A 22,732-nucleotide genomic window follows, 5' to 3' on the forward strand; every position below is an offset into this window, starting at 1 on the left:
CGGCCCGGCGAGAGTCCTGCCGCTACCCGAGACACACTTGTTCGCTCGGCACCTTCCCCGGGTATGAACTCCGCGCCGGGATCCACGCCGATCGACCACGCGGGGTCGGTCGTCGACGCCCTCGGCGACGGCGCGTACGTCCTCGACGCGGACCGGAACCGCGTCTTCGTCAACGACCGGCTCCGCGAGGTGACCGAATTCGACGAGGAAGACCTCCACGCGCCGCACCCGGAGCGGCTCGTCGAGGAGGGGTACTGGAGCGCGGACGCCGGCGAGCGCTACCGCGAGGCCGTCGAGCGGGTGCTCGCGGGCGCGTCCGACGACGAGCGCGTCCAGCTCACGACGACGCTCGGCGACGGGTCGACGGTCACGACCGAGACGCGGCTGACGCCGATTGAGCGCGACGGGGCGGTCGTCGGTGTCGTCGGCGTGATCCGCGACGTGACGGACCGCGTCGAGCGCGAGCGCGAGCTGGCGCGGCTCAACGAGCGGCTCGAACGCCTCGCGGGGTTCCTCTCGCACGACCTCCGGAACCCCCTGTCGGTGGCGAGGGGATACGTCGACCTCGCCCGGGAGACCGGGGAGGTCGACGGGCTCGACGCCGCGGAGAGCGCCCTCGGTCGGATCGAGGCGATGATCGACGAGGCGCTCGTGATGGCCCGCGATCCGGACGAGGTCGACACCGCGGCCGAGCCCGTCGACCTCGCTGCCCTCGCGGCCGACTGCGCCGAGTCCGGCGACTTCGGCGACGAGGTGGACCCGGCCGCGCTCGTCGTCGAGGACCCCGGCCCCGTCGGCGGCGACCCGACGCTGCTGCGCCGGGCGCTCGGGAACCTGATCGGGAACGCCTTCGACCACGCCGGCGCGTCCCCCACGGTCCGCGTCGGCGTCGACGACCGCGGCGTCTACGTGGCGGACGACGGCCCGGGGATCGACGCGGACGACTTGGACGAGGTGGCCGCGTTCGGCGTCTCCCACGGGGGCGGCACCGGGATCGGGCTCGCCATCGTCAAGCGCGTCGCGGCTGCGCACGGGTGGGAGCTGGACCTCGGCGAGTCCGACGCCGGGGGGTTCCGGGCGACGCTGGTCGGTGCGGAACCGATGAAATAAAAAGCGCCGCCGTCGAACGACGACTCGCGTGCGAGGGTAGCCAAGCCCGGAAACGGCGGCGGATTCAAGCTCCGCTCCTGTAGAGGTCCGTGGGTTCAAATCCCTCCCCTCGCATGAGCGCGTCACAGCGCGCGAATGCGGAAGACCGCTCTCGGAGCGCTCTTCCCTCGCAACACTTCACTCGAACTCGCCTAGCGTCGGCTATTTATAAACGGGATCGGGAGCGGCGATCAGCGACATCGATCACAGAGTCACTACGGATGCGGTGGCGCGCGCCTCCGAGCGCCCTGATAAGGGCGCGAGTAGTGAGAGACCGAAGGTCTCTCTGACAGCCGGCGGCGACGCCGCCGGCGAGAGCGCGTGCGAGGGAGTCGCTGGCGCCTTTTAAGGCGCCAGCGACGAGGCTGGGGAGGTCTGAGGTGCGGAGCGGTGCGGGGCGGGACTCAAAGGGGCAGCCGGGAGGTGGGCAGAGGCGATGCAAGCACCGCAACGAGTGAGCGAAGCGAACGAGTGAGGAGCGTGGTTCGAAACGGCGGAGCCGTTTCGTCATCACGAGACGCCGAAGGCGTCTCGAACGACAGCGAGCGTCTGCCCACCTCCCGGCTGGGGCTTTGGAGCTGTTCACCGGCGATCCGCAGTCAACGACTTATAAGCAAGCGGCTGGGGCTTTGGAGGCGTTCGCCGCGGAGCCACCGATTACTTATAAGCGGCCACCGAGACCGCTGAAGCCGTTCTCCACTCCACCGCTAACCGCGTATCCGCGATCGACCCAGCGCGATCCCGGCGAACGCGACGACGGCGAGCTGGACGCCGACGGCGACCGCGGAGCCGAGCGTGGTGACGGCCGAGATCACCTCCTGACTGGGGCCGGTCCACAGCAGCACCGCGGCGGTCCCGACGAGGTACACGAGTCCGCCGACGGCGCCGGTGGCCAGCGTCGTCGCCCGGGCGTCGACCGCGCCGCCGGCGCGGCCGACCCGATACGCGGCGCCGAGCAGCAGCCCGTAGACGAGCACAAACGCGGCGAAGCGGCCTCCGAGCGTGTACAGGCTGAGCGCGCGCGGGCCGGGGACGCCGATCGACGACTCCATCACGACGGTCGGAACGCGACGCGTGACGCTGAGCGCGGCCGCGACGACGGCCGCGACCGCGGGAGGGAGCGGGGACCAGGTCATGGGTCGACCAGACGGTGCGCCCGCCCGCGATGAGTGCTTTTCGCTCCGTCGCGCCCCTTCCGTTCCGCGGTCGCGCCCGGTCCGCACGGCCGCCGCGGAATCCTCACGAACGTCCACCCGAAACGAAGGGTCCGAAACGGTTTTGCCGGCCCCTGACGGACGGTCGATATGCCAACGGATCCCGACACAGGGTACGACCCCTCGCTGGGTCGGAAGTTCGTGTTCGTCACGGGCGGGGTGATGTCCGGACTGGGCAAGGGCATCACCGCCGCCAGCACCGGGCGCCTCCTCGCGAACGCGGGCTTCGACGTCACCGCCGTGAAGGTGGACCCCTATCTCAACGTCGACGCCGGGACGATGAACCCGTACGAGCACGGCGAGGTGTACGTCCTCAAGGACGGCGGCGAGGTCGACCTCGATTTAGGCAACTACGAGCGCTTCCTCGGCACCGACATGACGTTCGATCACAACGTCACCACGGGGAAGACCTACCAGCACGTCATCGAGCGCGAGCGCGCCGGCGACTACCTCGGCAAGACCGTCCAGATCATCCCGCACGTCACCGACGACATCAAGCGGCGCATCCGGGAGGCCGCCGAGGGGAGCGACGTTTGTCTGATCGAGATCGGCGGGACGGTCGGCGACATCGAGTCGATGCCGTTCCTCGAGGCGCTCCGCCAGTTCGCCCACGAGGAGGACGACGAGGACATCCTCTTCACCCACGTCACGCTGGTCCCGTACTCGAAGAACGGCGAGCAGAAGACGAAGCCCACCCAGCACTCGGTGAAGGAGCTGCGGTCGATCGGGCTCCAGCCGGACATCCTGGTCGGGCGCTCGGAGGACCGGCTCGACCCCGAGACGAAAGAGAAGATCGCCCTGTTCTGTGACGTGCCCACGGATGCCGTCTTCTCGAACCCCGACGTCGAGGACATCTATCACGTCCCTCTGATGGTCGAAGACGAGGGGTTAGACGAGTACGTGATGGAGCGGCTCGGGCTCGCCGACGAGGCGCTCCCGAAGGCGGAGCGCTCGACGGAGTGGCGCGACCTGGTCACCCGGGACCGCGAGGAGGAGATCGACGTGGCGCTCGTGGGCAAGTACGCCCTCGAAGACGCCTACATGTCGATCCACGAGGCGCTGAAACACGCCGGGATCCAGACGGAGACCGAGGTCAACGTGCTGTGGGTCGACGCCGACGAGACCCGCGCGGAACACGAGGAGCGCCTCGCCTCCGCCGACGCGGTCGTCGTCCCCGGCGGCTTCGGCTCCCGCGGGACGGACGGGAAGATCGAGGCGGTCCGGTACGCCCGCGAGAACGACGTGCCCTTCCTCGGGCTCTGTCTCGGCTTCCAGATGGCGGTCGTCGAGCACGCGCGCAACGTGCTCGGGCTGGAGGGCGCCCACTCCGCGGAGATCGACCCCGACACGCCCCACCCCGTCATCGACCTGCTCCCCGACCAGTACGAGACGGAGGACATGGGCGGGACGATGCGGCTCGGCGCCCACGAGACCGACATCGAGCCCGGCACGCTCGCCGCGGACGTGTACGACGCCGACTCCTGTACGGAGCGCCACCGCCACCGCTACGAGGTGAACCCCGAGTACATCGACGAGCTGGAGGCCGACGGGCTCACCTTCTCCGGGCGGGCCGACAACCGGATGGAGATCCTCGAACGCGCGGATCACCCGTTCTTCTTCGGCACGCAGGCACACCCCGAGTTCCGGTCGCGGCCGGACCGCGCGAGTCCGCCGTTCGTCGCCCTCGTGAAGGCGGCGCTCGGATCGACGGACACAACCGAACGGAACGCGGACGTGAGGCTATAGATGGTCGAGACGGAGGAATTCATCGAGGAAGCGAAAGCGGAGATCCGGGAGGCGATCGGCGACGCGAACGCCGTGATCGCGCTCTCCGGGGGCGTCGACTCGTCGGTCGCGGCGACGCTCGCGTACGAGGCGGTCGGCGACCAGCTCACCCCGGTGTACGTCGACACGGGGCTGATGCGGAAAGGGGAGACCGAGGAGATCCGCGACACGTTCTCCTTCATGGAGTCGCTGCGGGTGATCGAGGCGCAAGACCGGTTCTTCGACCGGCTCGCCGGCGTCACCGACCCGGAGGAGAAGCGCCACGTCATCGGCGAGGGGTTCATCGACGAGTTCGAGACGGTCGCCCGCGACGTGGGCGCCGACTACCTCGTCCAGGGGACGATCTACCCCGACCGCATCGAGTCCGAGGGGAACATCAAGTCGCACCACAACGTCGGCGGGCTCCCCGAGGTCGTCGACTTCGAGGGGATCGTCGAGCCCGTCCGCGACCTCTACAAGGACGAGGTCCGCGAGGTCGCTCGGGCGCTCGGCTTAGAGGAGATCATCTCGGAGCGCATGCCGTTCCCCGGCCCGGGGCTCGCCGTCCGGATCGTCGGCGAGGTGACTCCGGAGAAGGCCGAAGTCGCCCGCGAGGCGACCCACGTCGTCGAGGAGGAACTGGAGGAGTACGACCCGTGGCAGGCGTTCGCCGCGGTCCTCGGCAAGGCGACCGGCGTGAAGGGCGACAACCGCGTGCACGGCTGGGTCGTCGCCGTGCGCTCGGTCGAGAGCCGCGACGGAATGACCGCGCGCGCCCAGGAGCTCGACTGGAGCACGCTCCAGCGCATCCAGAGCCGGATCACCGGCGAGAACGAGAACGTCGCGCGTGTCGTCTACGACGTGACCCACAAGCCGCCGGCGACGATCGAGTACGAGTGATGGCGGACGCCACCGCCACCACCGACGACGCTCGCCCCGACGGCGGTCGCGCCGAGGGTCGGATCGCCGTCGTCGCCGGCCCCGACGAGCACGGGCTCGGCGAGGAGCTCGCGGCACTCGGCGTCGAGATCCGCCGCATCGAGGGGCTCGTCACCGCCGACGCGCTCTCCGAGGCCGGCATCGACGAGGCCGCGTACTTCGTCCTCACCGACGTGGAGGAGGCCACCGGGATCCCGATCGCGAAGGAGCTGAACCCGGACGTGCTCGCGGTGACGTACGCGGAGCGGTCGCTGCCGGAGTTCGTCGCCGGCGTCGCCGACCTCGCGGTCGACCCGGCGCTGATGGACCCGGAACTGGTCGCAGAAGAGCTGACGGACGACGCGGTCGACCCGTCGGCGTGAGAGTCGTATAAAAAGTCGGTCGCGGTGCGGTGCCGTCAGTCGATTTCGGTTTCAGTTTGCAGTTCGGGTTCGCTTTTCAGGCCGTCTCCATCTCCCGCTCTAAGTCCCGGAGCCGCTCGATCCGGTTCTCCGTCGACGGGTGCGTCGAGGCGAGCTTGCCGACGATCCCCGACTTGATCGGGATGATGAAGAACGCGTTCATCTCCGCCTCCTCGCGGAGGTCCTCCTTCGGAACCCTGTCCATCCGGCCGTCGATCGTCATCAGCGCCGAGGCGAGCGCGCCGGGCTTCCCCGTGATGAGCGCGGCGCCGCGGTCCGCGGAGTACTCGCGGTACCGCGAGAGCGCCCGGATCAGCAGGAACGAGACGATCCAGACGACGATCGACACGAGAATGGCGACGATGACGGGCGCGCCCTGGCGGTTGTCGCCGCTGAACAGCCACCCCCACCGCACGATGAAGAACGCGATGGTCGAGAGGAACGAGGCGATGGTCATCACCATCACGTCGCGGTTCTTCACGTGGGCGAGCTCGTGGGCGAGCACGGCGTCGAGCTCGTCGTCGTCCAGCGACCGGAGCAGCCCGGTGGTCACGGCGACGGTCGCGTTCTTCTTGTTCCGGCCGGTCGCGAACGCGTTCGGCACCTGCGTGTCGGCGACGGCGACCGTCGGCTTCGGGAGGTCGGCCTGCTGGCTCAGCCGGTCCATCCGCCGGTGGAGGTCCGGATACTCCTCGGGGGTCACCTCGCGGGCGCCCATACTCCGCAGGGCGAGCTTGTCGCTGAAGAAGTACTGCGCGATCGAGAACCCGCCGAGCATGATCAGCGGGAACAGGAAGTCGCCGAAGTACACGGTCAACGCGCCGACGAAAACGACGTAGAGGGCGAAGAGCAGGAACATCGTGAACGCCATCCGTCCACGCAGTCCCCAGTCGGTCTTCCATTCCATACCCGAGTTTTACCGTTCGCCGGATTAAAGCCTGCCGGGGTTCCCGGAACGCGGTTGCGATCGCGCGGCGGCCGGACGACGGTGCGCTTTTGCCCCGCCCCGGCGATCCGCAGGCATGGAGACCGTTCTCGTCACCGGCGGCCGCGGCGCCTCCGGGCGCTGGGTCGTCGACCGGCTCGCGGGCGACTACGAGATCGTCGTCGTCGACTACGAGCACCCCGGTCCGGACGCCGACCCGGCCCCGAACGTCTCGTTCCGCGCCGCCGACCTCGCGGACCGGGGCGAAGCGCTCGACACCGTCGCCGCCGTCGACCCCGACGCGGTCGTCCACTGGGCGGCGATCCCTGTCGCCGGCACGCACCCCGATGGCCGGGTGTTCGAGACGAACGTCGGCGCCGCGAAGAACGTCCTTGACGCCGCCGGGCGCGCCGACGCCCGGATCGTGCAGGCGTCGAGCGACGGCGCGTACGGGTTCTTCTTCGCCGATCCGACGCCGTTTCCGGACGAGCTGCCGGTCACCGAGGACCACCCGCTTCGGCCGGAGGACCCGTACGGCCTCTCGAAGGTGACCGCGGAGGCGGCCGCGGGGGCGGTCGCGCGCCGCGAGGGCGTCCCGGCCGTCTCGATCCGCCCCTCGTGGATCCAGTTCCCCGGCGAGTACGCCTGCCGGAGCGACGGGTACGTCGCCGATCTGGACGCGGGCGCCGGCAACTTCTGGTCGTACGTCGACGCCCGCGACGTCGCCGACCTCGTCGCCGCCGCGCTCGCGGAGACGGGGGGTCCGGAGCCGGCCGTCCCGTCCGGCACTCACGAGGCGGTCAACTGCGTTGCGGCCGACAACGCGCTGGGTCGGCCCCTGCTCGACCTGCTGCGGGAGGCGTACGGGGAGATCCCCGACGACTGCGCGGTCGACGGGAGCGCGCTCGCCGAGGGCGACGACCGGGGCGCGTACGCGATCGCGAAGGCCGAGCGGCTGTTCGGGTGGACACCCTCGCGCTCGTGGCGCGAGGCGGCGAGCGACGAGATCCCGGAGCCGACGCTGTTCGAGCGATAACGCGATCGACGACCGCTCGACGCGCGGCGCGAGAAGAGCCGACCCCGCCGGGGTCGCCCCCGACGCCGACCGACCTCAGCCCTCGAGCTCGAACGCGACCTCGACCTCCGCCTGATACTGTCGGTCGGCCGCGCTCTCCAGTTCGACGCCGAACTCCTCGACCTCCGCCCAGTAGACGTTCTCCAGCGTGTCCTCGGCGCGGTCGATCGCGTCGTCGGCGGCGGCGTCGAAGCTCTCGTCGCTCGTCCCGATCAGCGTGATCTTTTTAAACACCATGTCGCGTGCTAGTTGGACGCACGGGCGTATAAAAGCAGGTGGAAATCCGCGACAGGGCGTGCGCCTCCCGTCGCGGTCAGGGACTGCCGGGCGCGCCTTCCATCACCGCGAACTCCTCGCCGTCGGCCTCGATGCCGATCACCGCCCAGTCGTACGGGGGCTTCTTGGAGACGAGCTGATCCCGCAGATCGGCCGCCCGGTCGCGCCACGTGACGAAACAGCGGAGCCGCGGGGCGTCGCCGCCGTCCGCGAGATACGGGTCCAGATCGTCGGTCTCCATACACAACACGGTCACGAGCACGCGCCGCCATTTCCGCTCCGCGACGAACTCCTGTCCGCCCTCGGAGACGGTGTACCCGAGTTCACGAAAGACGTCTCTGGCCTCCGTCGTCGGTGGGATGCTCGCAGTGGCCATCTACGCGGGGATTCGTCGCCATCCGTGATAAACTTTCTCACGATTTCACGCCGTCGCGATCGCCGGGGTCGGTCCCGTCGTGATCGGCCTCGTCGGCGTCGCTGCCGTCGGAGTCGTCTCCGCGGTCGCCGCCGCTCGACGCGGCCGAAAAGCGCACGAGCAGCAGGCCGCCGAGGACGACCGCGAGCCCGGCGATCGCCGCGAAGACGACGAAGAACGTCTCGGTAGACCCGTACGTCAGCACGGCGCCCGCGAGCGCCGCGCCGGCGGCGCCGACGCCGTACACGCCCAGGTAGAAGTAGCCGAACGAGAGCCCGCGGACGTCGGCCGCCGAGTACGCGGCCAGGAGCGCCTGCCGTATCGGCGCGGTCATGTATATCCCGGCGCCGAGCGCCCCGCAGACGACGAGCATCGGCGCGATCCCCGCGCTCGCCGCGGGGAGAAACGCCAGCGAGACGGCGACGATCCCCGCGTACGCGCCGATCAGCGCGTGTTCGATCCGAACGCGGTCGGTCAGCTTCCCGCCGACGTACTGCCCGCCCGCGCCGAGGAGCAGCAGCCCCGCGAAGACGTACTGGCTCGGCTCGAACGACTCCGCGCCGATCGGCACGGGCGCGAAAAGCGGGAGGTCGGCGAGTATCTCGGGGAGAAACGAGATGACGCCCCGGGAGTAGACGCCGTGGACCATCATGATCGCGAACGCGACGACGAACCCGCCGGTGAACAGGCGTCGCGACTGCGCGAGGAACGCGGCGACTCCGGTCTCGCCGTCGGTCGCGGACGGGGCGTCGGGCTCGGCCGCCGGATCGACCCCCGCGGTCTCGTCGAAGTCGAACCGAAACGCGAGCGCCGCCGCGGCGACGGCCGGGAGCGCGAAGGCGAACGCCACCCACTCCCACGGGGCGAAGGTCAACAGCACGGCGGCCGCGAACGGACCGATCGCGGTGCCGACGTTGCCGGCGGCGCCGTGGTACGCGAGCGCGGTGCCCTGCTCCGCGGTCCCGCGGGTCAGGAGCGACAGCGCCGCGGGGTGATACAGGCTGGAGGCGGCCCCCCACGCGAGCAGCGCGAGGGAGAGCACCTCGATCCGCGGCGACAGCCCGATCAGGACGAAGGACCCGCCCATCCCGAGGATCGAGGCGGTCACCAGCCGCGCCGACCCGTACTTGTCCGCGAGCACGCCGCTGCCGAGCGCGCCGACCCCCACGAGCGCGAGCCCGCCGCCGACGACCGCGCCGATCACGGCGGCCGACACGTCGAAATCGGCGAGCCAGTAGACGATGAAAAGCGGGATCGCGAGCTCGTAGAGGTGGAACGTGGCGTGACCGATCGTGGTGAACCCCACGATCGCGCGGTCGTTTCGGTTCATCGGCGGTTCTGTGGGCCCGTTCGCCCACCGCCGAGCTAAAGGTACACCTCCCGGCAATTCCGCCGCCGACCCGCCCTCACCGGTCGCGGCCGGCTCTCGGGGACCGTTCGCGGTCGGCTCTCTGAGGGTGGTCGGGTCCCGGGGATCCGGTTACCGGCGGGAACCCGGTCACTCGTGTGCGGCGTCCCACTCGTCCGGCTTTCGGAGGTTGCCGCACTCCGTACACTGGATCCGCCCCATCGTGTCCATCGCGGTGTCGAACGACTCGCAGTTGCCGCAGCGGTACCCCCACCGCGAGGCGCCGTCGGCGTCGGCAAACACGACGTAGAAGGGGCCGTCGGCGCCCCGCTCGACCATCGCCCGGTCGGTGTACACCCGCTCGCCGTCGGCCGTCGTCGACGCGTCGAGACTCATGCGTGTCCGTATCGGCCGGAACCGCTTAAAAGCGTGACTCGACTGTCGGGACCGTCGGCCCCTTCGTTACGTCCGGAACGACTCGCCGCAGCCGCACTCGGAGACGACGTTCGGGTTCTCGACCTCGAAGCCGGCGGCCTGCAGGCCGTGCTCGTAGTCGAGCTTGCTCCCGCCGATGTAGTTCCGGCTCGCCGGGTCGACGAACACGCGCAGCCCGTGGTGTTCGACCACGAGGTCGTCGTCTTCCGGCTCCGTGTCGAATCGCATCCCGTACGAGAGGCCCGCGCAGCCGCCCTGCTGGACGAACAGCCGGAGTCCGGCCTCCTCGGTGTCGAGGCCCTCGCCCTCTAAGAGCGAGAGCGCCTCCTCCGCGGCGTCTGCGGTCACCTCGATCGCCGGGTCGCTCCCATCGTTCCCCGTATCGACCGTATCGGTGCTCATGCGAACACGTTCCGTCCGAACGATAAAAACCCTGCCGGCGCCGGCGGTGGGGACGGGCCCGCCGCGGCGCGGGGCGCGGACGCTCAGTCGTCCGTCGACTCCGCGGCCGCCACCGGCTCGTCGACGTCGCCCGCGACGCTCCGGTCGGTGAGGTCGCCGCGGCGCCACGTCCCCCGGCGGTACCACGCGTACGCGACGACCGCGCCGACGACGTTCGATATCGCGAACGACAGCCAGACGCCGGTCTCGCCGAGCCGGCCGGCGGCGACCCACGCGATCGGGAACCGGACGACCCCGAGCATCAGCACCGAGATGGCCGCGGCGGTGAGCGTCTTCCCGGCCCCGCGGAAGCTCCCGGTGTACGCGCGCATGATGCCGATGAAGCCGAACGTCAGCGCGACGATCCGGAGGAACTGCGAGCCGACCGCCACCACGCGGGCGGCGTCGGCCTGGTCGGCGCCGACGAAGACGGAGACGATCGGCTCGGGCACGAGGAAGACGACCACGCCGGCGGCCGAGAGGACCGCGAACAGCGTCTTGGCCGCCAGGTTCGCGGCCCGTTCGGCCCGGTCGGGCTTCCCCGACCCGATGTTCTGGCCGGTCATCGTCTCGACGCCGCGGGCGACCGCGATCGCCGGCAGGAAGATCACGGAGAACACCCGCGTGCCGATCCCGTAGGCGGCGACCACCGGGTCGGGGAACAGCGCGACGATGAAAAGCAGGAGGTTCATCGAGACCGCCCGCCCGGTCCCCTCGATCGAGGCCGGCAGGCCGATGCGGAGGAGCCGCCGCAGGTAGCTCATGTCGGGGACCATGTCGGCGACGTTGATCCGGACTCCCCGCACCCCGCGGAACATGATCGCCAGCCCGACGACCAGCGCCAGCGCCCGCGAGAACACGGTCGCGATCGCCGCGCCCTCGATGCCGAGCGCGGGGAACGGTCCCCACCCGAAGATGAGGAACGGGTCGAGCGCGATGTTGAGCACGACGGAGCCGAACATCACGAGCATGGGGGTGACCGTGTCGCCGTACCCCCGCATGAGCGCGATGAACACCGCGAAACCGAACATGGCGACGAGTCCCAGCGAGATGACCTCCATGTAGCTCGACGCGAGGGGTAACACGTCCGCCGACGCGCCCATCACGTCGAGGAACCGTCCGACGAAGAAGTAGCCGACGCCGCCGAGGAGCGCCGAGGCGAGCACCGCGAAGGTCACCGTCTGTGAGGCGGCGTACTCGGCCTCGCGCGCCTCGCCCGCGCCGGTGTACTGGGCGACGAGCACGCTCCCCGCGACGGAGATCCCCATCCCGAGCGAGATGAGGAGGAAGACGAGCGGGAACGCGAAGCTGATCGCCGCCAGCGCGTCGGTGCTGTACTGCCCCAGCCAGAACGTGTCCGCCAGGTTGTACGCCGTCTGGAAGAGGTTGGTGACGACGATCGGCATCGAGAGGAAGAAGAGCGGCTTCGCGATCCCGCCCGACGTGAGGTCGAACTCCTCGGGGCCCTTGAACAGGGCGTCGACGCGGTCGATGAGTCCCATCAGGGCCCCTCCGCCGGCGTCCACGGCCCGTCAGGCGCGAGTCCGGTCTCCGAGCCTCCGCGCTCGCGGTCGGTACGGAACGTCGCTTTCGGGGTCGCGGCAGCTCCGTCTTCCATCGTGGTGATGTCGTACTTACTGACCAGTTAGTCAAAAGGCTTCGGAAGCCGGCGTTTCCGTTCGAAACTCTCTCGATACCCGGATTAGGGGTGGTACGCCGATGACTGTACGGTCAGATCGTTCGAGCGTCCGGGCGGCTCGGCCGCAATGGTTATTCGCCCGCGGCCGGAAGCGACGCGACATGGCCGAGCCATCGGGGCGGACCTTCTCGGAGACGGACGAGGAGATCATGGGGGCGACCTATCGAGCGCTCCGCGAGCACGGGTACGCCGACCTCACGATCAAGCGGATCGCGGCGGAGTACGGCAAGTCGACCGCCGCGATACACTACCACTACGACACGAAAGAGGAGCTGTTGGCGGCGTTTCTCGACTACATCCTGAACCGGTTCGTCGCCTCCGTCCGCGAGGTCGAAACGACCGACCCCGAGGAGCGCCTGACGATCCTGCTCGACAGGCTGCTCGTCGCGCCGCAGGAGAACCCGGACCTCTCGGTCGCGCTGCTGGAGATGCGGAGTCAGGCCCCCTACAACGAGGCGTTCGCAGAGCGGTTCCGGCAGAACGACGAGTACGTCCGCTACCTGGTCAAGGCCGTCATCAACCACGGCATCGACGAGGGCGTCTTCGCCGACGTCGACGCCGACCGCGTCACCCGATCGCTGATGACGATCGTCGACGGCGCCCGCACCCGATCGGTGGTGTTCGACGACGCGGGCGAGTACGAACGCGCGCGGGAGACCGCGGCGGAGTACGTCGACGCGACGCTCCGCGATCCCGACGCTTAGCGTTCCGACCCCCCGTTCTCGGCGGCACCGGAGCCGGCCTCCGCACCGGCCGAAAGCTCCGCAGTACACCAGTGGCAGAAGTCGAGCTCCGGGTCGACGTCCTTCCCGCAGTTCGGACAGGAGTCGACCGTCCCCTCGACCCCGTTCCCGGTTTCAGTTTCGGCCCGCGAGTCCGTGCTCCGCGTCTCTCCGGTCGCCGCCGTCGCCTGCGCGATGGCGTTCTGCGCGCGGGCGACGACGTACGCGTCCACGACGCTGGCGCCGCCGACGATCAGGGTCGGGGCGACGCTCAGCGGGTCAACGGGGTCGCCGGCCGCGAGCGCCTCGATCGCCGCCGGATCGACGAGGACGTACGTCACCGCGAACAGCGTCGCGAACCAGCCGACCGCGCGGCGCCACCGGCGGAGGTAGAGGTGGCCGAATCCGGTCGCGAGCGCTCCGAGCAGGGCGGCGAGCCACGGCCGCTTCTGCGAGGTCGTTCGCTCCATGGCCGAACTTATCGGTCGGTTAGTCATAAGCCTTCTACCCGCTCGGGGCGGCCGCCGCTCCCGGACGGGACGGTCACGGCGCGCCGTCGACCGCTTCGCCGTCCGCCGGATCCGAGCCGGCGGGTGACGGCGTCCCCGCTCGGACGGCGTCGGCGCCGGAATCCGGCCCGGCGACCTCTCTGACCGTCACGTCGCGTTTCGGGTACGGGATCTCGATGTCGGCCGCGGACAGCGCCTTGTACAGCGCGCGGTTGAGCTCGTGTTGGGCGCGCCGCCGGCGCGTCGGCCCGTCGACCCAACAGAGGAGCTCGTACCGCAGCGCCGAGTCGCCGAACGAGCGGAACCGGGCCCGGGGCGTCGGCGAGTCGCGGACCAGCGGCTCCGCCTGCGCGACCTCGATCGCGAGCGCCTCGAACGCGTCCACGTCGGTCCCGTAGGCGACCCCGATCGGGACGCGGACGCGGCGCCGACGCCCCGGCGCGGACTCGTTCGTCACCTTCGCGGCGTTGAGCACCGCGTTGGGGACCGTCACCAGCACCTCGTCGCGGGTGAGGACCGTCGTCGAGCGCACGCCGACCTTGATCACGGTCCCCGCGGTGCCGTCGTCGAGGACGATGTAGTCGCCGATCTTGTAGGTGTCGTCGAAGTAGAGAGCGATCCCGCCGAAGAAGTTCGCGACGGTGTCCTTCGCGGCGAAGCCGACCGCGATGCCGGCGACCCCGGCCGCCCCGAGGAGCGGCGTGATCTCGACGCCCCACAGCCACAGCAGCGTCCCGACGCTTCCGACGAGCACCGCTAGGGTCCAGACGTTCGAGAACACGGGGGCGAAGTCGAACCGACCGCCCTCGGCGTTGACCTCGGCCACGAGCCGGTTCACGACGGTGTTGGCCGCGTACGCCCACACGAGGACGATGACCGACAGCGACGGCCGCCCGAAGATGTCGTCGAGCAGTTGGGGGTCCAACAGGACCGACCCCCGGACGGCGGGGACCTGCGTGAGCACGAACACGCCGGCCAGCGCGGCGGTGACGACGAGCGGGGCGCGCAGCGAGGCGATGACGATGTCGTCGTAGCCGGTGTCCGTGTGCGAGACGTACCGGCGGGCGAGCCGGAGGACGACGAACTCCATCGCCACGGCGGCGACGACGGAGACCGCGAGGACGGCGACCGTCGCCTCGATTGCCGAGAACCCATCGAACAGCACGGACAGCGACGGTATCATGCCTTCGAGACGCGACTGGGCGTGATAACCGTTGCTGCGGGCGACCGCGGCCGCTAACGCTCGGAGCGACCCGCTCGGAGACTCGAACCGCCGCTACTCGAACCGCCGCTACTCGAACCGCTTCCGGACGCTCTCGGCGTGCGCCTCCAGCCCCTCGGCCTCCGCGAGCGTCGTGATCGTGTCCGACAGTCCGGAGAGCGCGTCGCGGTCGAGCCGCTGGACCGTCGACGACCGGAGGAAGGTGTCGACGGAGAGCCCGCCGTACCGCTTCGCGCCGCCGTTCGTCGGTAACACGTGGTTCGTCCCGGTCGCGTAGTCGCCGGCGGCCACGGGCGAGTACGGGCCGAGGAACACCGAGCCCGCGTTCGCGATCCGATCGAGGAGCGCCTCGTCGTCGGCGGCGACGATCGAGAGGTGCTCAGCCGCGTACTCCTCGGCGAACAGCACGGCCTCGGGCATCGACCGCGCGTGAAGGACGCCGGAGGCCTCGTTGTCGAGGGCGGCCCGGATCGTCTCCTCGCGCTCGCGGCCGGCAGCCTGCTCGTCGACCGCCTCCGCGACCGCCTCGGCGAGGTCGGCGTCGCTCGTGACCGCGACCACGGAGGCGTTCGGGTCGTGCTCGGCCTGCGCGACCAGGTCGGCGGCGACGAGGGCGGGGTCGGCCGTCTCGTCGGCGAGCACGAGCACCTCGCTCGGCCCGGCGAGGAAGTCGATCTCGACGTCGCCCTGCACGACCGCCTTCGCGGCGGTCACCCATTTGTTGCCCGGCCCGACCACCTTCTGTGCGTTCGTGACCGTCTCCGTGCCGTACGCGAGCGCGCCGATCGCCTGCGCGCCGCCGACCTGGTACACCGCGTCGGCGCCGGCCTCGTGGACCGCCGCGAGCGTCACCGGGTTCAGCTCCTCGGCGGGCGGAGTCGCGACCGAGACGTGGTCGACGCCCGCGACGGTCGCCGGGATCACGCCCATCAGCGCGCTTGAGGGGTACGCCGCTGCGCCGCCGGGCACGTACACGCCCGCGCGGTCGAGCGGGCGGAACCGGCGCCCGAGCTCGCGGTCGCCGAACGCCTCGCGCCAGTCCTCGGGGCGCTGTCGCTCGTGGAACTCGCGGACGTTCGCGGCCGCCTCTTGGATCGCGTCGAGCACCGGGTCGTCCGCGTCGTCGAGCTCGGCGTGCGCGCGCTCCGCGTCGTCCGTCACGTCGATGTTGCCGACGGTGACGCCGTCGAACTCCTCGGAGAACTCCCGCAGCGCCACGTCTCCCTCCGTCCGGACTCGGTCGACGATCTCGCTCACGTCGTCGCGGACCGCGTCGACGCCCGCGTCGCGCTCGAAGAAGGCGCGGCGCTCGGCCGGCGAGAGGTCGGCGACGGTTCGTACGTCCATACCCGTGCTCGGAGCCGCGGTCAAAAGGGCGTTCCGACTCTCACTCCGGGCATCGACCCCGACGCGCCGACGCCTAACTCGGTCACTCAAGCGGCCGGATCCCGGTCGCGTCCAGCGCCGCGAGCGCGATCAGTCCGACCAACAGCGCGGCGGCGGCGAAGAGGATCGGCGCCGACAGCGCCACGGCGACCTCGTAGGGCGCGACGAGCCGGGTCGTGCCGCGGACGACGAACGACAGGAAGACGAGCCCGAACGCGGCGAGCGCGAGGCCGACGAACCGGGACCTGTTCACGGCGCCCCCACTCAGTCTGACTGGGGGATCCCCGACCCGTGGGGCCCGTGGTCGCGGTGTTCGCGAGACGTGTCGAAGCCGCCGCACATCTCCTCGAACACCGCCTCGGGGTCGCTGTTCCACTGCCACTTCCAGCGGGTCCGGACGAGCAGCGAGATCTTGCGGACGAAGGAGAGCTCCGGGGTCGTCGACACCGTGTCGTACCCCAGGTCCCGGATCAGCCGGTGGTGGTCCGCGTACAGCACCGCCGCGAGCAACACCGCGAGCTGGCAGTCCTCGGGGAGGTACTTGATCCCGGCGACGCCCTCCTCGTAGAGGCGCTCGGTCCGGGCGAGCTCCTCGCGGACCGCGGCCGCGACGTTCTCGTCGAACTCCAGGTTCAGGATCTGCTCCTCGCTCACGCCGTGCCGCCGGAGGGTCTCGAGCGGGAGGTACACCCGGTCGCGCTCGACCACGTCCTCGCGCACGTCCCGGATGAAGTTCGTCATCTGGAACGCCTCGCCGAGCTTCGTCGCGTGGGGGAGCGCCTTCGCCTCCGCCGTCTCGTCTAACTCCATGATCGCCGTCATCATCCGGCCGACGGCGGCCGCGGAGCCGTCCATGTACGACTCCAGCTGATCGTACGTCTCGTACCGGTCGGTGTCGATGTCGCTCGCCATCGCGTCGACGAACGCGTGCACGTCTTCGTCCGGAATGCCGTGCTCGTCGCAGACCGCGGCGAACGCCTCCAACACCGGGTCGTCGGTCTCCCGCTCGCCCAGCGCGGCCCGGCGGAGCCGGTCGAGCTCCGCCCGCTGTTCGTCCGGCGGCGCCGTCTCCTCGGCGTCGACGACCTCGTCCGCGATCCGGAAGAAGCCGTACAGCACGTAGGTCGGGTGGCGGATCCGCTCCGGGAGCAGCCGGGTCGCGACGTGGAACGTCTTCCCGGTCCGGCGCTGGATCCGCTTCCCGCGGGCAACCTGCGTTTTCTCTACCATGCTGACCTCTGGCGGTCGGCAGGGAGGGTCGAGAGCGGGTCGCCGATCATAACATACGGGTCGGACTGCAAGAACATAACAGTTCGCACAGCGCGGTCGGGTGCCCGCCGGCACGCGTTCGGGGGCGTCAGTAGAAGGTGTCGGCGCAGTCGTAGACGACCCCGTGCGCCGGGCAGACGTACTTACAGTGCCGGTGGTACATCGGCGTCTCGCAGCGGGGGCAGGGCCGGCCGCCGGCCGTCTCGTTCCCCTCGGCGTCGCTCATACCGGATCGAAGGGCGCCGCCGACATAACCGCTGTCCTCCGGCGGAGAGCCGTCCCGGTCAGGCGTCCGCCAGCGAGTCGTACACCGACTCCGCGACCGACGCCTGACCGAACGGGAGCGTCAACACGCCGCCCCACTCCTCGTCGGTCAGCGCGGAGACCGTCGCCTCGTCGAGCTCGACCCGCCGGACCTCGGTCCCGTCCAGCGCCATCGACACGACGAACCCCTCCGGGTCGTCGGTCGCGCCGGCGTCCGCCAGCCCCGACTGCAGGGCGTCGATCCCGGCCTCGCCGAGCGAGACGTACACGAGGTGCTCGTCGTTCTCGGCGATCACGCCCTGCACGCGGTCCAGATCGCTCGCGCCGAAGAGGCTCCGATCGTCGTCGCCGTCGCGGAGCAGCCGCGCCTCGAAGGGCGCCTCGGGATCGACGGGGACCGACCCGGACTCGCCGCCCTCGTCGCCCGCGCCGTCGGCGCCCGTTCCGACCGCGTCTCCGCCGGGGCCGCCCCCGTCGCCGACCGCGTCGCCGTCCGTCACCGAGGCGGCGCCGGCGAACCCGACGGCGCCCACCGCGAGCGCGGCCCCGACTCCGCCGAGCATGCCGCGTCGAGAGAGTTCCATACCCGACGGTCCCCGTCGGCGGTGAAAAGGGTTACACGCCGATTCACGCGGCTGATAACGGGAATGGCGACCGAGCAGTCGATGCCCCCGCGATCACAGTATGTCCGCCACGCGAAACCGACGGTAGCCGAACGCGAGCGAGAGGACGAGCCAGGCCGCGAGAACGGCGAACCCGGCCCACTTTGGAGGGTAGAACGACGCCGACACCGGGTACGACATCAGCTCGTCGAAGGTGGGAATCACCGCCCGCGTCGCGTAGTCGACCGCCGCCGTCGGGTTGAGCGCGTAGACGACGATCAGCCACGGGGGAGCGCCGGAGTCCGGCGGAGTGTAGCCGACGGTGACCGTCTGCAGCACCGCCGTGACGACGTTCCATCCCAGCAGAAAGGTCACGTAGAGGCCGGCTGCACCGATAAACGCCGTCTGCCGAGTCCGCATCGCGGACGAGAACCCGATGCCGATCGCGACGTAGACCGCGCCGTAGAAGACGGTCAACAGGGTGTAGAGGAGGAACTCGACGGCCGCGAACGACTGGTAAGTCGCCAGTGCGAAGGCGGCGACGACCGCGTAGCCGCTGAGGATGGCGACGGTCAGAACGGCACACCGACCGACGAACTTTCCGAGAACGACATCGCGTCGCGAGTTCGGCAGGCCGATCAGGAGCTTGATGCTCCCGCTGTCGCGCTCGCCGGCGACGGCGGCGTAGGAGATGCCCAGCCCCAGCATCGGGACGAAGAAGGACATCGGCTGGCCCATGCTGTTGAGCAGCGCCAGCGTGCTTGTCGGGACCTCGCTGTCGGCGTACATCCGCGGGACGTGTTGAATCGCCGCCCAGAGCCCGGCGGTGAGGACGAACAACAGCGTGGTGGCGAGGAACGCTCCCGAACGGATCGCGTCGTTGAAGTCCTTTCTGGCGACCGCGGCGAGGGACATTTGTTAGATAGTTGTCCTTCTCTCTCAATAAACCTTGAGAGGCGCTCCCCCCGATCTGCCGTCAGTTGCCTTCGAACGCGACCGACTCGCGGGTCGCCGTCTCGCCGAACAGCCAGTCGGCGTGGTCGACCGCGTACTCGCGGTGCTCCTCGGTGATGTAGCCGAGCGCGTCCTCGACGACGACGGGGCGGTAGTCGCGGAGCCCGGCGCTGCCGGCGGTGTGGAGCACGCAGACGTTCGCGAGCGTCCCGCAGATCAGCAGGTCAGAGATTCCGTGCGCGTCGAGGTACCCCTCCAAGTCCGTCTGGTAGAAGGCGTCGTACGTGTGTTTCTCGACGACGTGGTCCTCGTCGCGCACGTCGAGGTCGTCGACGAGCTCGGCGTCCCACGACCCCTCGACGACGTGTTCGCCCCACCGGTCGAACTCGTCGTAGTAGTGGGCGTCGTCGAACTGCTCCGGCGGGTGCACGTCCCGGGTGTAGACGACGCTCGCGCCGGCGTCGCGGGCGCGGTCGACGAGGGCGGTCACCGGCTCGATCGCCGCCTCGCTCGGCTCGGCGTACAGGCTCCCGTCGGGGCGGCAGAACCCGTTTTGCATGTCGACGACGATCACCGCGGTCTGGGTCGGGTCGTACGGCATACGCGGTCGTTGTGCGCCCGGGTGCAAAAACGCACGGCGCGGCGGCGCCGCACACCGATTTCACGGCGCGATCGGGCGGAACGGGCGGCCGGCACGGGCCATCCCCTCGATCGACACCGGGAGTGGGTGTTGCAGATCGGTTGTGTTGATTCGGTATTTATACCGATGTGAGCGACGGCGACGATCGCTTATAAAGAACGAGGCGGTCGGCGCGTGCCTCCGAGGCCGCTTCGCGGCCGAGGAGCACGCGCGAGGTCGCCGGCGCTACGCGCCGGCTGCCAGAGGGACCTTCGGTCCCTCGCTGGAGTCAGTCGCCTCCGCTTCGCTCCGGCGACTGACGAGGCTGGGGAGGCGTGAGGGTGCGGTACTGTGCGGGGCGGGATTCAAAGGGGCAGCCGTGAGAGTGGCGTAGGGGACGTAAGCACCGCAGGAACGAGCGCAGCGAGTGACGAGGAGCGCAACGAGCGTACGCCACTCTCACGGCTGGGGCTTTGGTGGCGTTCACCGCGGAGGTTTCGATCGCGTATCGCCGAGCGGCTGGGGCTTTGCAGGTTTTCACCGCGGAGTCATCGATCACGTATAAACAGCCGCCAGCAACACCACAACACCACTCATAAACAACCGACTCATCACAGTGATTCACGTATTCCCGCCGTCGATCAGCGACCAAGCACGTGCTTTCGCGCGTCGAAAAGCGGGGAGAGAACCACGGGTCGCAGGGAGCCGTCGCCGACTCGGAGCGTCGCCGGCTCAGTCGTCTTCGAGCGCCTGCGCGATGCGCTGGAGCTGTCGGGTGGCGTCGCGGACCTCGTCGCGGAGCTGGCGCACCTCGCGGACGAGCTCCTCGTTGCCGGCCTGATCGCCGCGCTCCTCGCCGCGACCGCCGGCGCCGCCCGGGCCGCCGCCCATCCCCGGCGGGCCGCCCGCGCCGCCCGGACCGCCGCCGCCCATCATGCCGGACATCATCTGCGCGAAGGGGTTGCCGCCGCCGCCACCGCCCATGCCCGGCGGGCCGCCGCCGCCCATCATCTCCTCGGGGTCGGGCCGGTCGCCCTCCTCGCGCTCCTGCTCGCGTCGCTCGCGGATCTCCTCGACGCGCTCGCGGAAGGACTTCTCCTCGCCGTCGTCGCCTTCGGCGGCGCTGTCGCCCTGTTCCTCGCCGGCGTCGCCGTCGGTGGCGTCGTCGTCTGCCATGGACCTCGGTTCGGCGTCCCGGCCGAAAAGGGTTGTCGTGCCGCCCGCGACGGTGCGTTTATAAGCGATCGACGGCTCGGCCGGCGTCGGCGAACCCGATCCCGCCGCGCGAGCGGACGGAAGTCGGACCGAGGTCCGGGGTCGGACCGAGATCGCCACCGGCGTCACGCCCGAACCGTCCGATGGCAGTTCGGGCACTCCGCCGCCTCCCCGTCTCCGCCAGCCATCGGGACGCGGTCGCCGCAGTTCGGACACCGCCTCCGAGTGCGCGCGTACTCGGTGCGCGACCGGACGGCGGATCGGTCGGTGTCGTCGGACATACACCATTGTCAACAAATTGCATACAAATAGCTTATCGGTATATTCCTAAAACACGATTTAGGCGGCTCACGGGACGATTCCCGGAGCGGCGCTACTCGTGGCCGGAGACGCGGACCGGCTCGTACGGCTCTTCGAGCCACTCGACGTCGGAGTCCGACAGGTCGATGTCGAGCGCCTCGACGGCGTCTTCGAGGTGTTCGACGCTGGTCGTTCCGACGATGGGTGTGTCAACCCACTCCTTGTGGAACAGCCACGCCAGCGCGATCTGGGCCATCTTCACGCCCTTCTCGTCGGCCAGCTCCGCGACGCGCTCGTTGACCGCCGGTCCGCCGCCCTCGCGGTACGGGTGTTCGTAGAGGTGCTCCTCCGTCTCTCCGCGGAGCGTCGCGTCCACCTCCTCGTGCGGGCGCGCGAGGTACCCGCGCGCGAGCGGGCTCCACGGCATCACGCCGATCCCCTCCTTCTCACAGAGTGGAAGCACCTCGCGTTCCTCCTCGCGGTACGCGAGGTTGTAGTGGTTCTGCATGGTGGCGAACCGCTCGTACCCCTCGCGGTCGCTCGCGTGCAGCGCCTCGGCGAACTGGTGGGCCCACATCGAGGAGGCGCCGACGTGCCGGACTTTGCCGCGTCGGACCGCGTCGTCGAGCGCCGCGAGCGTCTCCTCGATCGGCGTGTCGTAGTCCCAGCGGTGGATCTGGTACAGGTCGATCGTCTCCATTCCGAGCCGGTCGAGGCTGTGCTCCAGCTCCTGTTCGATCGCCTTCCGCGAGAGCCCGCCCGAGTTCGGGTCCGACTCGTCCATCTGGAAGTACGCCTTCGTGGCGACGACGAACCGGTCGCGGTCGTACCCGTCGAGCGCCTCGCCGAGGACGCGCTCCGACTCGCCGTTCGAGTACATGTTGGCGGTGTCGAAGAAGTTCACCCCGAGCTCGACGGCGCGCTCGACGAGCTCTTTCCCCTCCTCCTCGTCTAACACCCACTCGCGCCAGTCCGAGTCGCCGAAGCTCATGCAGCCGAGACAGATCTTCGAGACCGTCGTCCCGGTGCGTCCGAGCGTCGTGTACTCCATACGCCGGCCAGACGGAGCGGGAGTAAAAAGCTATCCGCGCCGGGGACGGTCGAGGGGGACTAGCTGTCGCGGAACGACGCGGTGTACACGAGGAAGGCGCCGGTGAGGAGCACGAACGCGAGGAACGTCACGAGCGCGAGCACGTTCGCGACCGGCGCGAGGGGGGCGAGGAACGACTGTCCGGTCGAGCCGAGCACGAGCACGGCGAGGAGGGCGGCGATCAGACCGAGGAGCCAGTTCGTGAGGATCTCGTCCATACCTCTCCCGTCGCCGACCCCGAGTAAAAAGGCTGTCTCTTACCCACAAGTTCTAACGGCGGAGTTAACGAACTGAGACTGGAAGATGGGGGGTTGTTCACGGAGTTGGAGACCAGATCTCGATGGGGATGGACAGCTGTGTGACATGGATGTCTCGGGATGGATTCGTTCAGAGTTCCGTTCAGCAGAGTTTGGAGATAAGCGTCTGACTGATCGACTGGTTCAACTTGGGGATGAACTCGGCAGTTCACCTGCCGAGTCCATCCCTGCAGCCTGCGAGG

Annotated in this window: 28 protein-coding genes and 1 tRNA gene; 8 read left to right on the forward strand and 21 right to left on the reverse strand. The window is 69.8% G+C overall.

Annotated elements, in window-relative coordinates; translation table 11 throughout:
• The first annotated feature begins 63 nt into the window (after positions 1-63).
• Positions 64-1,110, forward strand: a complete 1,047-nt coding sequence (locus CK500_RS12985; protein WP_095637639.1) for a PAS domain-containing sensor histidine kinase — start codon at positions 64-66, stop codon at positions 1,108-1,110.
• Between the two features lie 30 nt (positions 1,111-1,140).
• Positions 1,141-1,224, forward strand: a tRNA-Leu gene (locus CK500_RS12990).
• Positions 1,225-1,856: 632 nt separating this feature from the next.
• Here CK500_RS12990 and CK500_RS12995 read toward each other — a convergent pair.
• Positions 1,857-2,285, reverse strand: a complete 429-nt coding sequence (locus CK500_RS12995) for a hypothetical protein (RefSeq protein ID WP_095637640.1) — start codon at positions 2,283-2,285, stop codon at positions 1,857-1,859.
• Between the two features lie 168 nt (positions 2,286-2,453).
• On the opposite strand from CK500_RS12995, the gene CK500_RS13000 reads away from it, so the two are divergent.
• From CK500_RS13000 to CK500_RS13010, 3 genes are read left to right on the forward strand one after another with little or no spacing between them, the layout of a single operon-like run.
• Positions 2,454-4,109 (forward strand): CTP synthase, encoded by a 1,656-nt coding sequence (locus CK500_RS13000; RefSeq protein WP_095637641.1) that lies wholly within the window; start codon positions 2,454-2,456, stop codon positions 4,107-4,109.
• The gene (guaA, locus tag CK500_RS13005; RefSeq protein ID WP_095637642.1) at positions 4,110-5,027 is read left to right on the forward strand and encodes a glutamine-hydrolyzing GMP synthase; all 918 of its coding nucleotides are present in this window, start codon (positions 4,110-4,112) and stop codon (positions 5,025-5,027) included. It abuts the gene before it with no gap.
• On the forward strand, positions 5,027-5,428 hold the full coding sequence (locus tag CK500_RS13010; RefSeq protein WP_233139179.1) for a DUF7126 family protein: 402 nt from the start codon (positions 5,027-5,029) through the stop codon (positions 5,426-5,428). The genes guaA and CK500_RS13010 overlap by 1 nt, the downstream gene beginning before the upstream one ends.
• Positions 5,429-5,504: 76 nt before the next feature.
• Here CK500_RS13010 and htpX read toward each other — a convergent pair whose 3' ends face one another.
• The gene (gene htpX, locus CK500_RS13015; RefSeq protein WP_095637643.1) at positions 5,505-6,374 is read right to left on the reverse strand and encodes a zinc metalloprotease HtpX; all 870 of its coding nucleotides are present in this window, start codon (positions 6,372-6,374) and stop codon (positions 5,505-5,507) included.
• Positions 6,375-6,489: 115 nt separating this feature from the next.
• On the opposite strand from htpX, the gene CK500_RS13020 reads away from it, so the two are divergent.
• Positions 6,490-7,428 carry an NAD-dependent epimerase/dehydratase family protein gene (locus tag CK500_RS13020; protein WP_095637644.1) on the forward strand — a complete coding sequence of 313 codons (939 nt, stop codon included), beginning with the start codon at positions 6,490-6,492 and terminating at the stop codon, positions 7,426-7,428.
• Between the two features lie 75 nt (positions 7,429-7,503).
• Here the strand turns inward: CK500_RS13020 and CK500_RS13025 are convergent, their stop codons facing one another.
• From CK500_RS13025 to CK500_RS13050, 6 genes are all read right to left on the reverse strand, one after another.
• The gene (locus CK500_RS13025) at positions 7,504-7,704 is read right to left on the reverse strand and encodes a dodecin (protein WP_095637645.1); all 201 of its coding nucleotides are present in this window, start codon (positions 7,702-7,704) and stop codon (positions 7,504-7,506) included.
• 76 nt (positions 7,705-7,780) lie between these two features.
• Complete coding sequence (locus CK500_RS13030) at positions 7,781-8,119, reverse strand: DUF7116 family protein (RefSeq protein WP_095637646.1); 339 nt, start codon at positions 8,117-8,119, stop codon at positions 7,781-7,783.
• Between the two features lie 37 nt (positions 8,120-8,156).
• A complete protein-coding gene (locus CK500_RS13035; protein WP_095637647.1) occupies positions 8,157-9,488 on the reverse strand; it encodes an MFS transporter in 1,332 nt (443 codons plus the stop codon).
• Between the two features lie 168 nt (positions 9,489-9,656).
• Positions 9,657-9,902 (reverse strand): DUF5816 domain-containing protein, encoded by a 246-nt coding sequence (locus tag CK500_RS13040; protein WP_095637648.1) that lies wholly within the window; start codon positions 9,900-9,902, stop codon positions 9,657-9,659.
• A gap of 66 nt (positions 9,903-9,968) precedes the next feature.
• A complete protein-coding gene (locus CK500_RS13045; protein WP_095637649.1) occupies positions 9,969-10,343 on the reverse strand; it encodes a HesB/IscA family protein in 375 nt (124 codons plus the stop codon).
• Positions 10,344-10,426: 83 nt separating this feature from the next.
• Positions 10,427-11,884 (reverse strand): MATE family efflux transporter, encoded by a 1,458-nt coding sequence (locus CK500_RS13050; RefSeq protein ID WP_095637650.1) that lies wholly within the window; start codon positions 11,882-11,884, stop codon positions 10,427-10,429.
• A 298-nt stretch (positions 11,885-12,182) separates the two neighbouring features.
• On the opposite strand from CK500_RS13050, the gene CK500_RS13055 reads away from it, so the two are divergent.
• Positions 12,183-12,785, forward strand: a complete 603-nt coding sequence (locus CK500_RS13055) for a TetR/AcrR family transcriptional regulator (protein ID WP_095637651.1) — start codon at positions 12,183-12,185, stop codon at positions 12,783-12,785.
• Here CK500_RS13055 and CK500_RS13060 read toward each other — a convergent pair.
• From CK500_RS13060 to CK500_RS13110, 13 genes are all read right to left on the reverse strand, one after another.
• Positions 12,782-13,273 (reverse strand): zinc ribbon domain-containing protein, encoded by a 492-nt coding sequence (locus tag CK500_RS13060; RefSeq protein WP_095637652.1) that lies wholly within the window; start codon positions 13,271-13,273, stop codon positions 12,782-12,784. The two genes, CK500_RS13055 and CK500_RS13060, sit on opposite strands and share 4 nt — an antisense overlap.
• A gap of 73 nt (positions 13,274-13,346) precedes the next feature.
• Entirely contained in the window at positions 13,347-14,495 is a 1,149-nt protein-coding gene (locus tag CK500_RS13065) for a mechanosensitive ion channel family protein (protein WP_095637653.1), read from the reverse strand.
• A 108-nt stretch (positions 14,496-14,603) separates the two neighbouring features.
• Positions 14,604-15,881: a histidinol dehydrogenase gene (gene hisD, locus CK500_RS13070; RefSeq protein WP_095637654.1), complete on the reverse strand. Its 1,278-nt coding sequence runs from the start codon at positions 15,879-15,881 to the stop codon at positions 14,604-14,606.
• 82 nt (positions 15,882-15,963) lie between these two features.
• Complete coding sequence (locus tag CK500_RS13075; RefSeq protein WP_095637655.1) at positions 15,964-16,173, reverse strand: hypothetical protein; 210 nt, start codon at positions 16,171-16,173, stop codon at positions 15,964-15,966.
• Positions 16,174-16,184: 11 nt separating this feature from the next.
• A complete protein-coding gene (locus CK500_RS13080; protein ID WP_095637656.1) occupies positions 16,185-17,150 on the reverse strand; it encodes a phytoene/squalene synthase family protein in 966 nt (321 codons plus the stop codon).
• Between the two features lie 127 nt (positions 17,151-17,277).
• Positions 17,278-17,415: an HVO_2523 family zinc finger protein gene (locus tag CK500_RS17440; RefSeq protein WP_198951563.1), complete on the reverse strand. Its 138-nt coding sequence runs from the start codon at positions 17,413-17,415 to the stop codon at positions 17,278-17,280.
• A 58-nt stretch (positions 17,416-17,473) separates the two neighbouring features.
• Complete coding sequence (locus tag CK500_RS13085) at positions 17,474-18,037, reverse strand: preprotein translocase subunit SecD family protein (protein ID WP_095637657.1); 564 nt, start codon at positions 18,035-18,037, stop codon at positions 17,474-17,476.
• Between the two features lie 93 nt (positions 18,038-18,130).
• Positions 18,131-18,970, reverse strand: a complete 840-nt coding sequence (locus CK500_RS13090; protein ID WP_095637658.1) for an ABC transporter permease — start codon at positions 18,968-18,970, stop codon at positions 18,131-18,133.
• Positions 18,971-19,031: 61 nt separating this feature from the next.
• On the reverse strand, positions 19,032-19,610 hold the full coding sequence (locus CK500_RS13095; protein WP_095637659.1) for a cysteine hydrolase family protein: 579 nt from the start codon (positions 19,608-19,610) through the stop codon (positions 19,032-19,034).
• Between the two features lie 750 nt (positions 19,611-20,360).
• Positions 20,361-20,804, reverse strand: a complete 444-nt coding sequence (locus CK500_RS13100; RefSeq protein ID WP_095637660.1) for a hypothetical protein — start codon at positions 20,802-20,804, stop codon at positions 20,361-20,363.
• Between the two features lie 164 nt (positions 20,805-20,968).
• On the reverse strand, positions 20,969-21,124 hold the full coding sequence (locus tag CK500_RS17445; RefSeq protein ID WP_198951564.1) for a hypothetical protein: 156 nt from the start codon (positions 21,122-21,124) through the stop codon (positions 20,969-20,971).
• Positions 21,125-21,216: 92 nt separating this feature from the next.
• The gene (locus tag CK500_RS13105; protein WP_095637661.1) at positions 21,217-22,194 is read right to left on the reverse strand and encodes an aldo/keto reductase; all 978 of its coding nucleotides are present in this window, start codon (positions 22,192-22,194) and stop codon (positions 21,217-21,219) included.
• Positions 22,195-22,253: 59 nt separating this feature from the next.
• A complete protein-coding gene (locus CK500_RS13110; protein ID WP_095637662.1) occupies positions 22,254-22,451 on the reverse strand; it encodes a hypothetical protein in 198 nt (65 codons plus the stop codon).
• An 85-nt stretch (positions 22,452-22,536) separates the two neighbouring features.
• Between CK500_RS13110 and CK500_RS13115 the strand changes: the two genes are divergently transcribed.
• Positions 22,537-22,732 (forward strand): IS4/Tn5 family transposase DNA-binding protein (locus CK500_RS13115; RefSeq protein WP_233139182.1); only part of this gene is annotated, 196 nt, incomplete at its 3' end.

Source organism: Halorubrum salipaludis (assembly GCF_002286985.1).
Classification (GTDB): domain Archaea; phylum Halobacteriota; class Halobacteria; order Halobacteriales; family Haloferacaceae; genus Halorubrum; species Halorubrum salipaludis.

Bases quoted from the DNA above. Each gene is read 5' to 3' on its own strand.
- CK500_RS12985 (WP_095637639.1), top strand. From the start codon at position 64: ATGAACTCCGCGCCGGGATCCACGCCGATCGACCACGCGGGGTCGGTC.
- CK500_RS12995 (WP_095637640.1), bottom strand. From the start codon at position 2,285: ATGACCTGGTCCCCGCTCCCTCCCGCGGTCGCGGCCGTCGTCGCGGCC.
- CK500_RS13000 (WP_095637641.1), top strand. From the start codon at position 2,454: ATGCCAACGGATCCCGACACAGGGTACGACCCCTCGCTGGGTCGGAAG.
- guaA (WP_095637642.1), top strand. From the start codon at position 4,110: ATGGTCGAGACGGAGGAATTCATCGAGGAAGCGAAAGCGGAGATCCGG.
- CK500_RS13010 (WP_233139179.1), top strand. From the start codon at position 5,027: ATGGCGGACGCCACCGCCACCACCGACGACGCTCGCCCCGACGGCGGT.
- htpX (WP_095637643.1), bottom strand. From the start codon at position 6,374: ATGGAATGGAAGACCGACTGGGGACTGCGTGGACGGATGGCGTTCACG.
- CK500_RS13020 (WP_095637644.1), top strand. From the start codon at position 6,490: ATGGAGACCGTTCTCGTCACCGGCGGCCGCGGCGCCTCCGGGCGCTGG.
- CK500_RS13025 (WP_095637645.1), bottom strand. From the start codon at position 7,704: ATGGTGTTTAAAAAGATCACGCTGATCGGGACGAGCGACGAGAGCTTC.
- CK500_RS13030 (WP_095637646.1), bottom strand. From the start codon at position 8,119: ATGGCCACTGCGAGCATCCCACCGACGACGGAGGCCAGAGACGTCTTT.
- CK500_RS13035 (WP_095637647.1), bottom strand. From the start codon at position 9,488: ATGAACCGAAACGACCGCGCGATCGTGGGGTTCACCACGATCGGTCAC.
- CK500_RS13040 (WP_095637648.1), bottom strand. From the start codon at position 9,902: ATGAGTCTCGACGCGTCGACGACGGCCGACGGCGAGCGGGTGTACACC.
- CK500_RS13045 (WP_095637649.1), bottom strand. From the start codon at position 10,343: ATGAGCACCGATACGGTCGATACGGGGAACGATGGGAGCGACCCGGCG.
- CK500_RS13050 (WP_095637650.1), bottom strand. From the start codon at position 11,884: ATGGGACTCATCGACCGCGTCGACGCCCTGTTCAAGGGCCCCGAGGAG.
- CK500_RS13055 (WP_095637651.1), top strand. From the start codon at position 12,183: ATGGCCGAGCCATCGGGGCGGACCTTCTCGGAGACGGACGAGGAGATC.
- CK500_RS13060 (WP_095637652.1), bottom strand. From the start codon at position 13,273: ATGGAGCGAACGACCTCGCAGAAGCGGCCGTGGCTCGCCGCCCTGCTC.
- CK500_RS13065 (WP_095637653.1), bottom strand. From the start codon at position 14,495: ATGATACCGTCGCTGTCCGTGCTGTTCGATGGGTTCTCGGCAATCGAG.
- hisD (WP_095637654.1), bottom strand. From the start codon at position 15,881: ATGGACGTACGAACCGTCGCCGACCTCTCGCCGGCCGAGCGCCGCGCC.
- CK500_RS13080 (WP_095637656.1), bottom strand. From the start codon at position 17,150: ATGGTAGAGAAAACGCAGGTTGCCCGCGGGAAGCGGATCCAGCGCCGG.
- CK500_RS17440 (WP_198951563.1), bottom strand. From the start codon at position 17,415: ATGAGCGACGCCGAGGGGAACGAGACGGCCGGCGGCCGGCCCTGCCCC.
- CK500_RS13085 (WP_095637657.1), bottom strand. From the start codon at position 18,037: ATGGAACTCTCTCGACGCGGCATGCTCGGCGGAGTCGGGGCCGCGCTC.
- CK500_RS13090 (WP_095637658.1), bottom strand. From the start codon at position 18,970: ATGTCCCTCGCCGCGGTCGCCAGAAAGGACTTCAACGACGCGATCCGT.
- CK500_RS13095 (WP_095637659.1), bottom strand. From the start codon at position 19,610: ATGCCGTACGACCCGACCCAGACCGCGGTGATCGTCGTCGACATGCAA.
- CK500_RS13100 (WP_095637660.1), bottom strand. From the start codon at position 20,804: ATGGCAGACGACGACGCCACCGACGGCGACGCCGGCGAGGAACAGGGC.
- CK500_RS17445 (WP_198951564.1), bottom strand. From the start codon at position 21,124: ATGTCCGACGACACCGACCGATCCGCCGTCCGGTCGCGCACCGAGTAC.
- CK500_RS13105 (WP_095637661.1), bottom strand. From the start codon at position 22,194: ATGGAGTACACGACGCTCGGACGCACCGGGACGACGGTCTCGAAGATC.
- CK500_RS13110 (WP_095637662.1), bottom strand. From the start codon at position 22,451: ATGGACGAGATCCTCACGAACTGGCTCCTCGGTCTGATCGCCGCCCTC.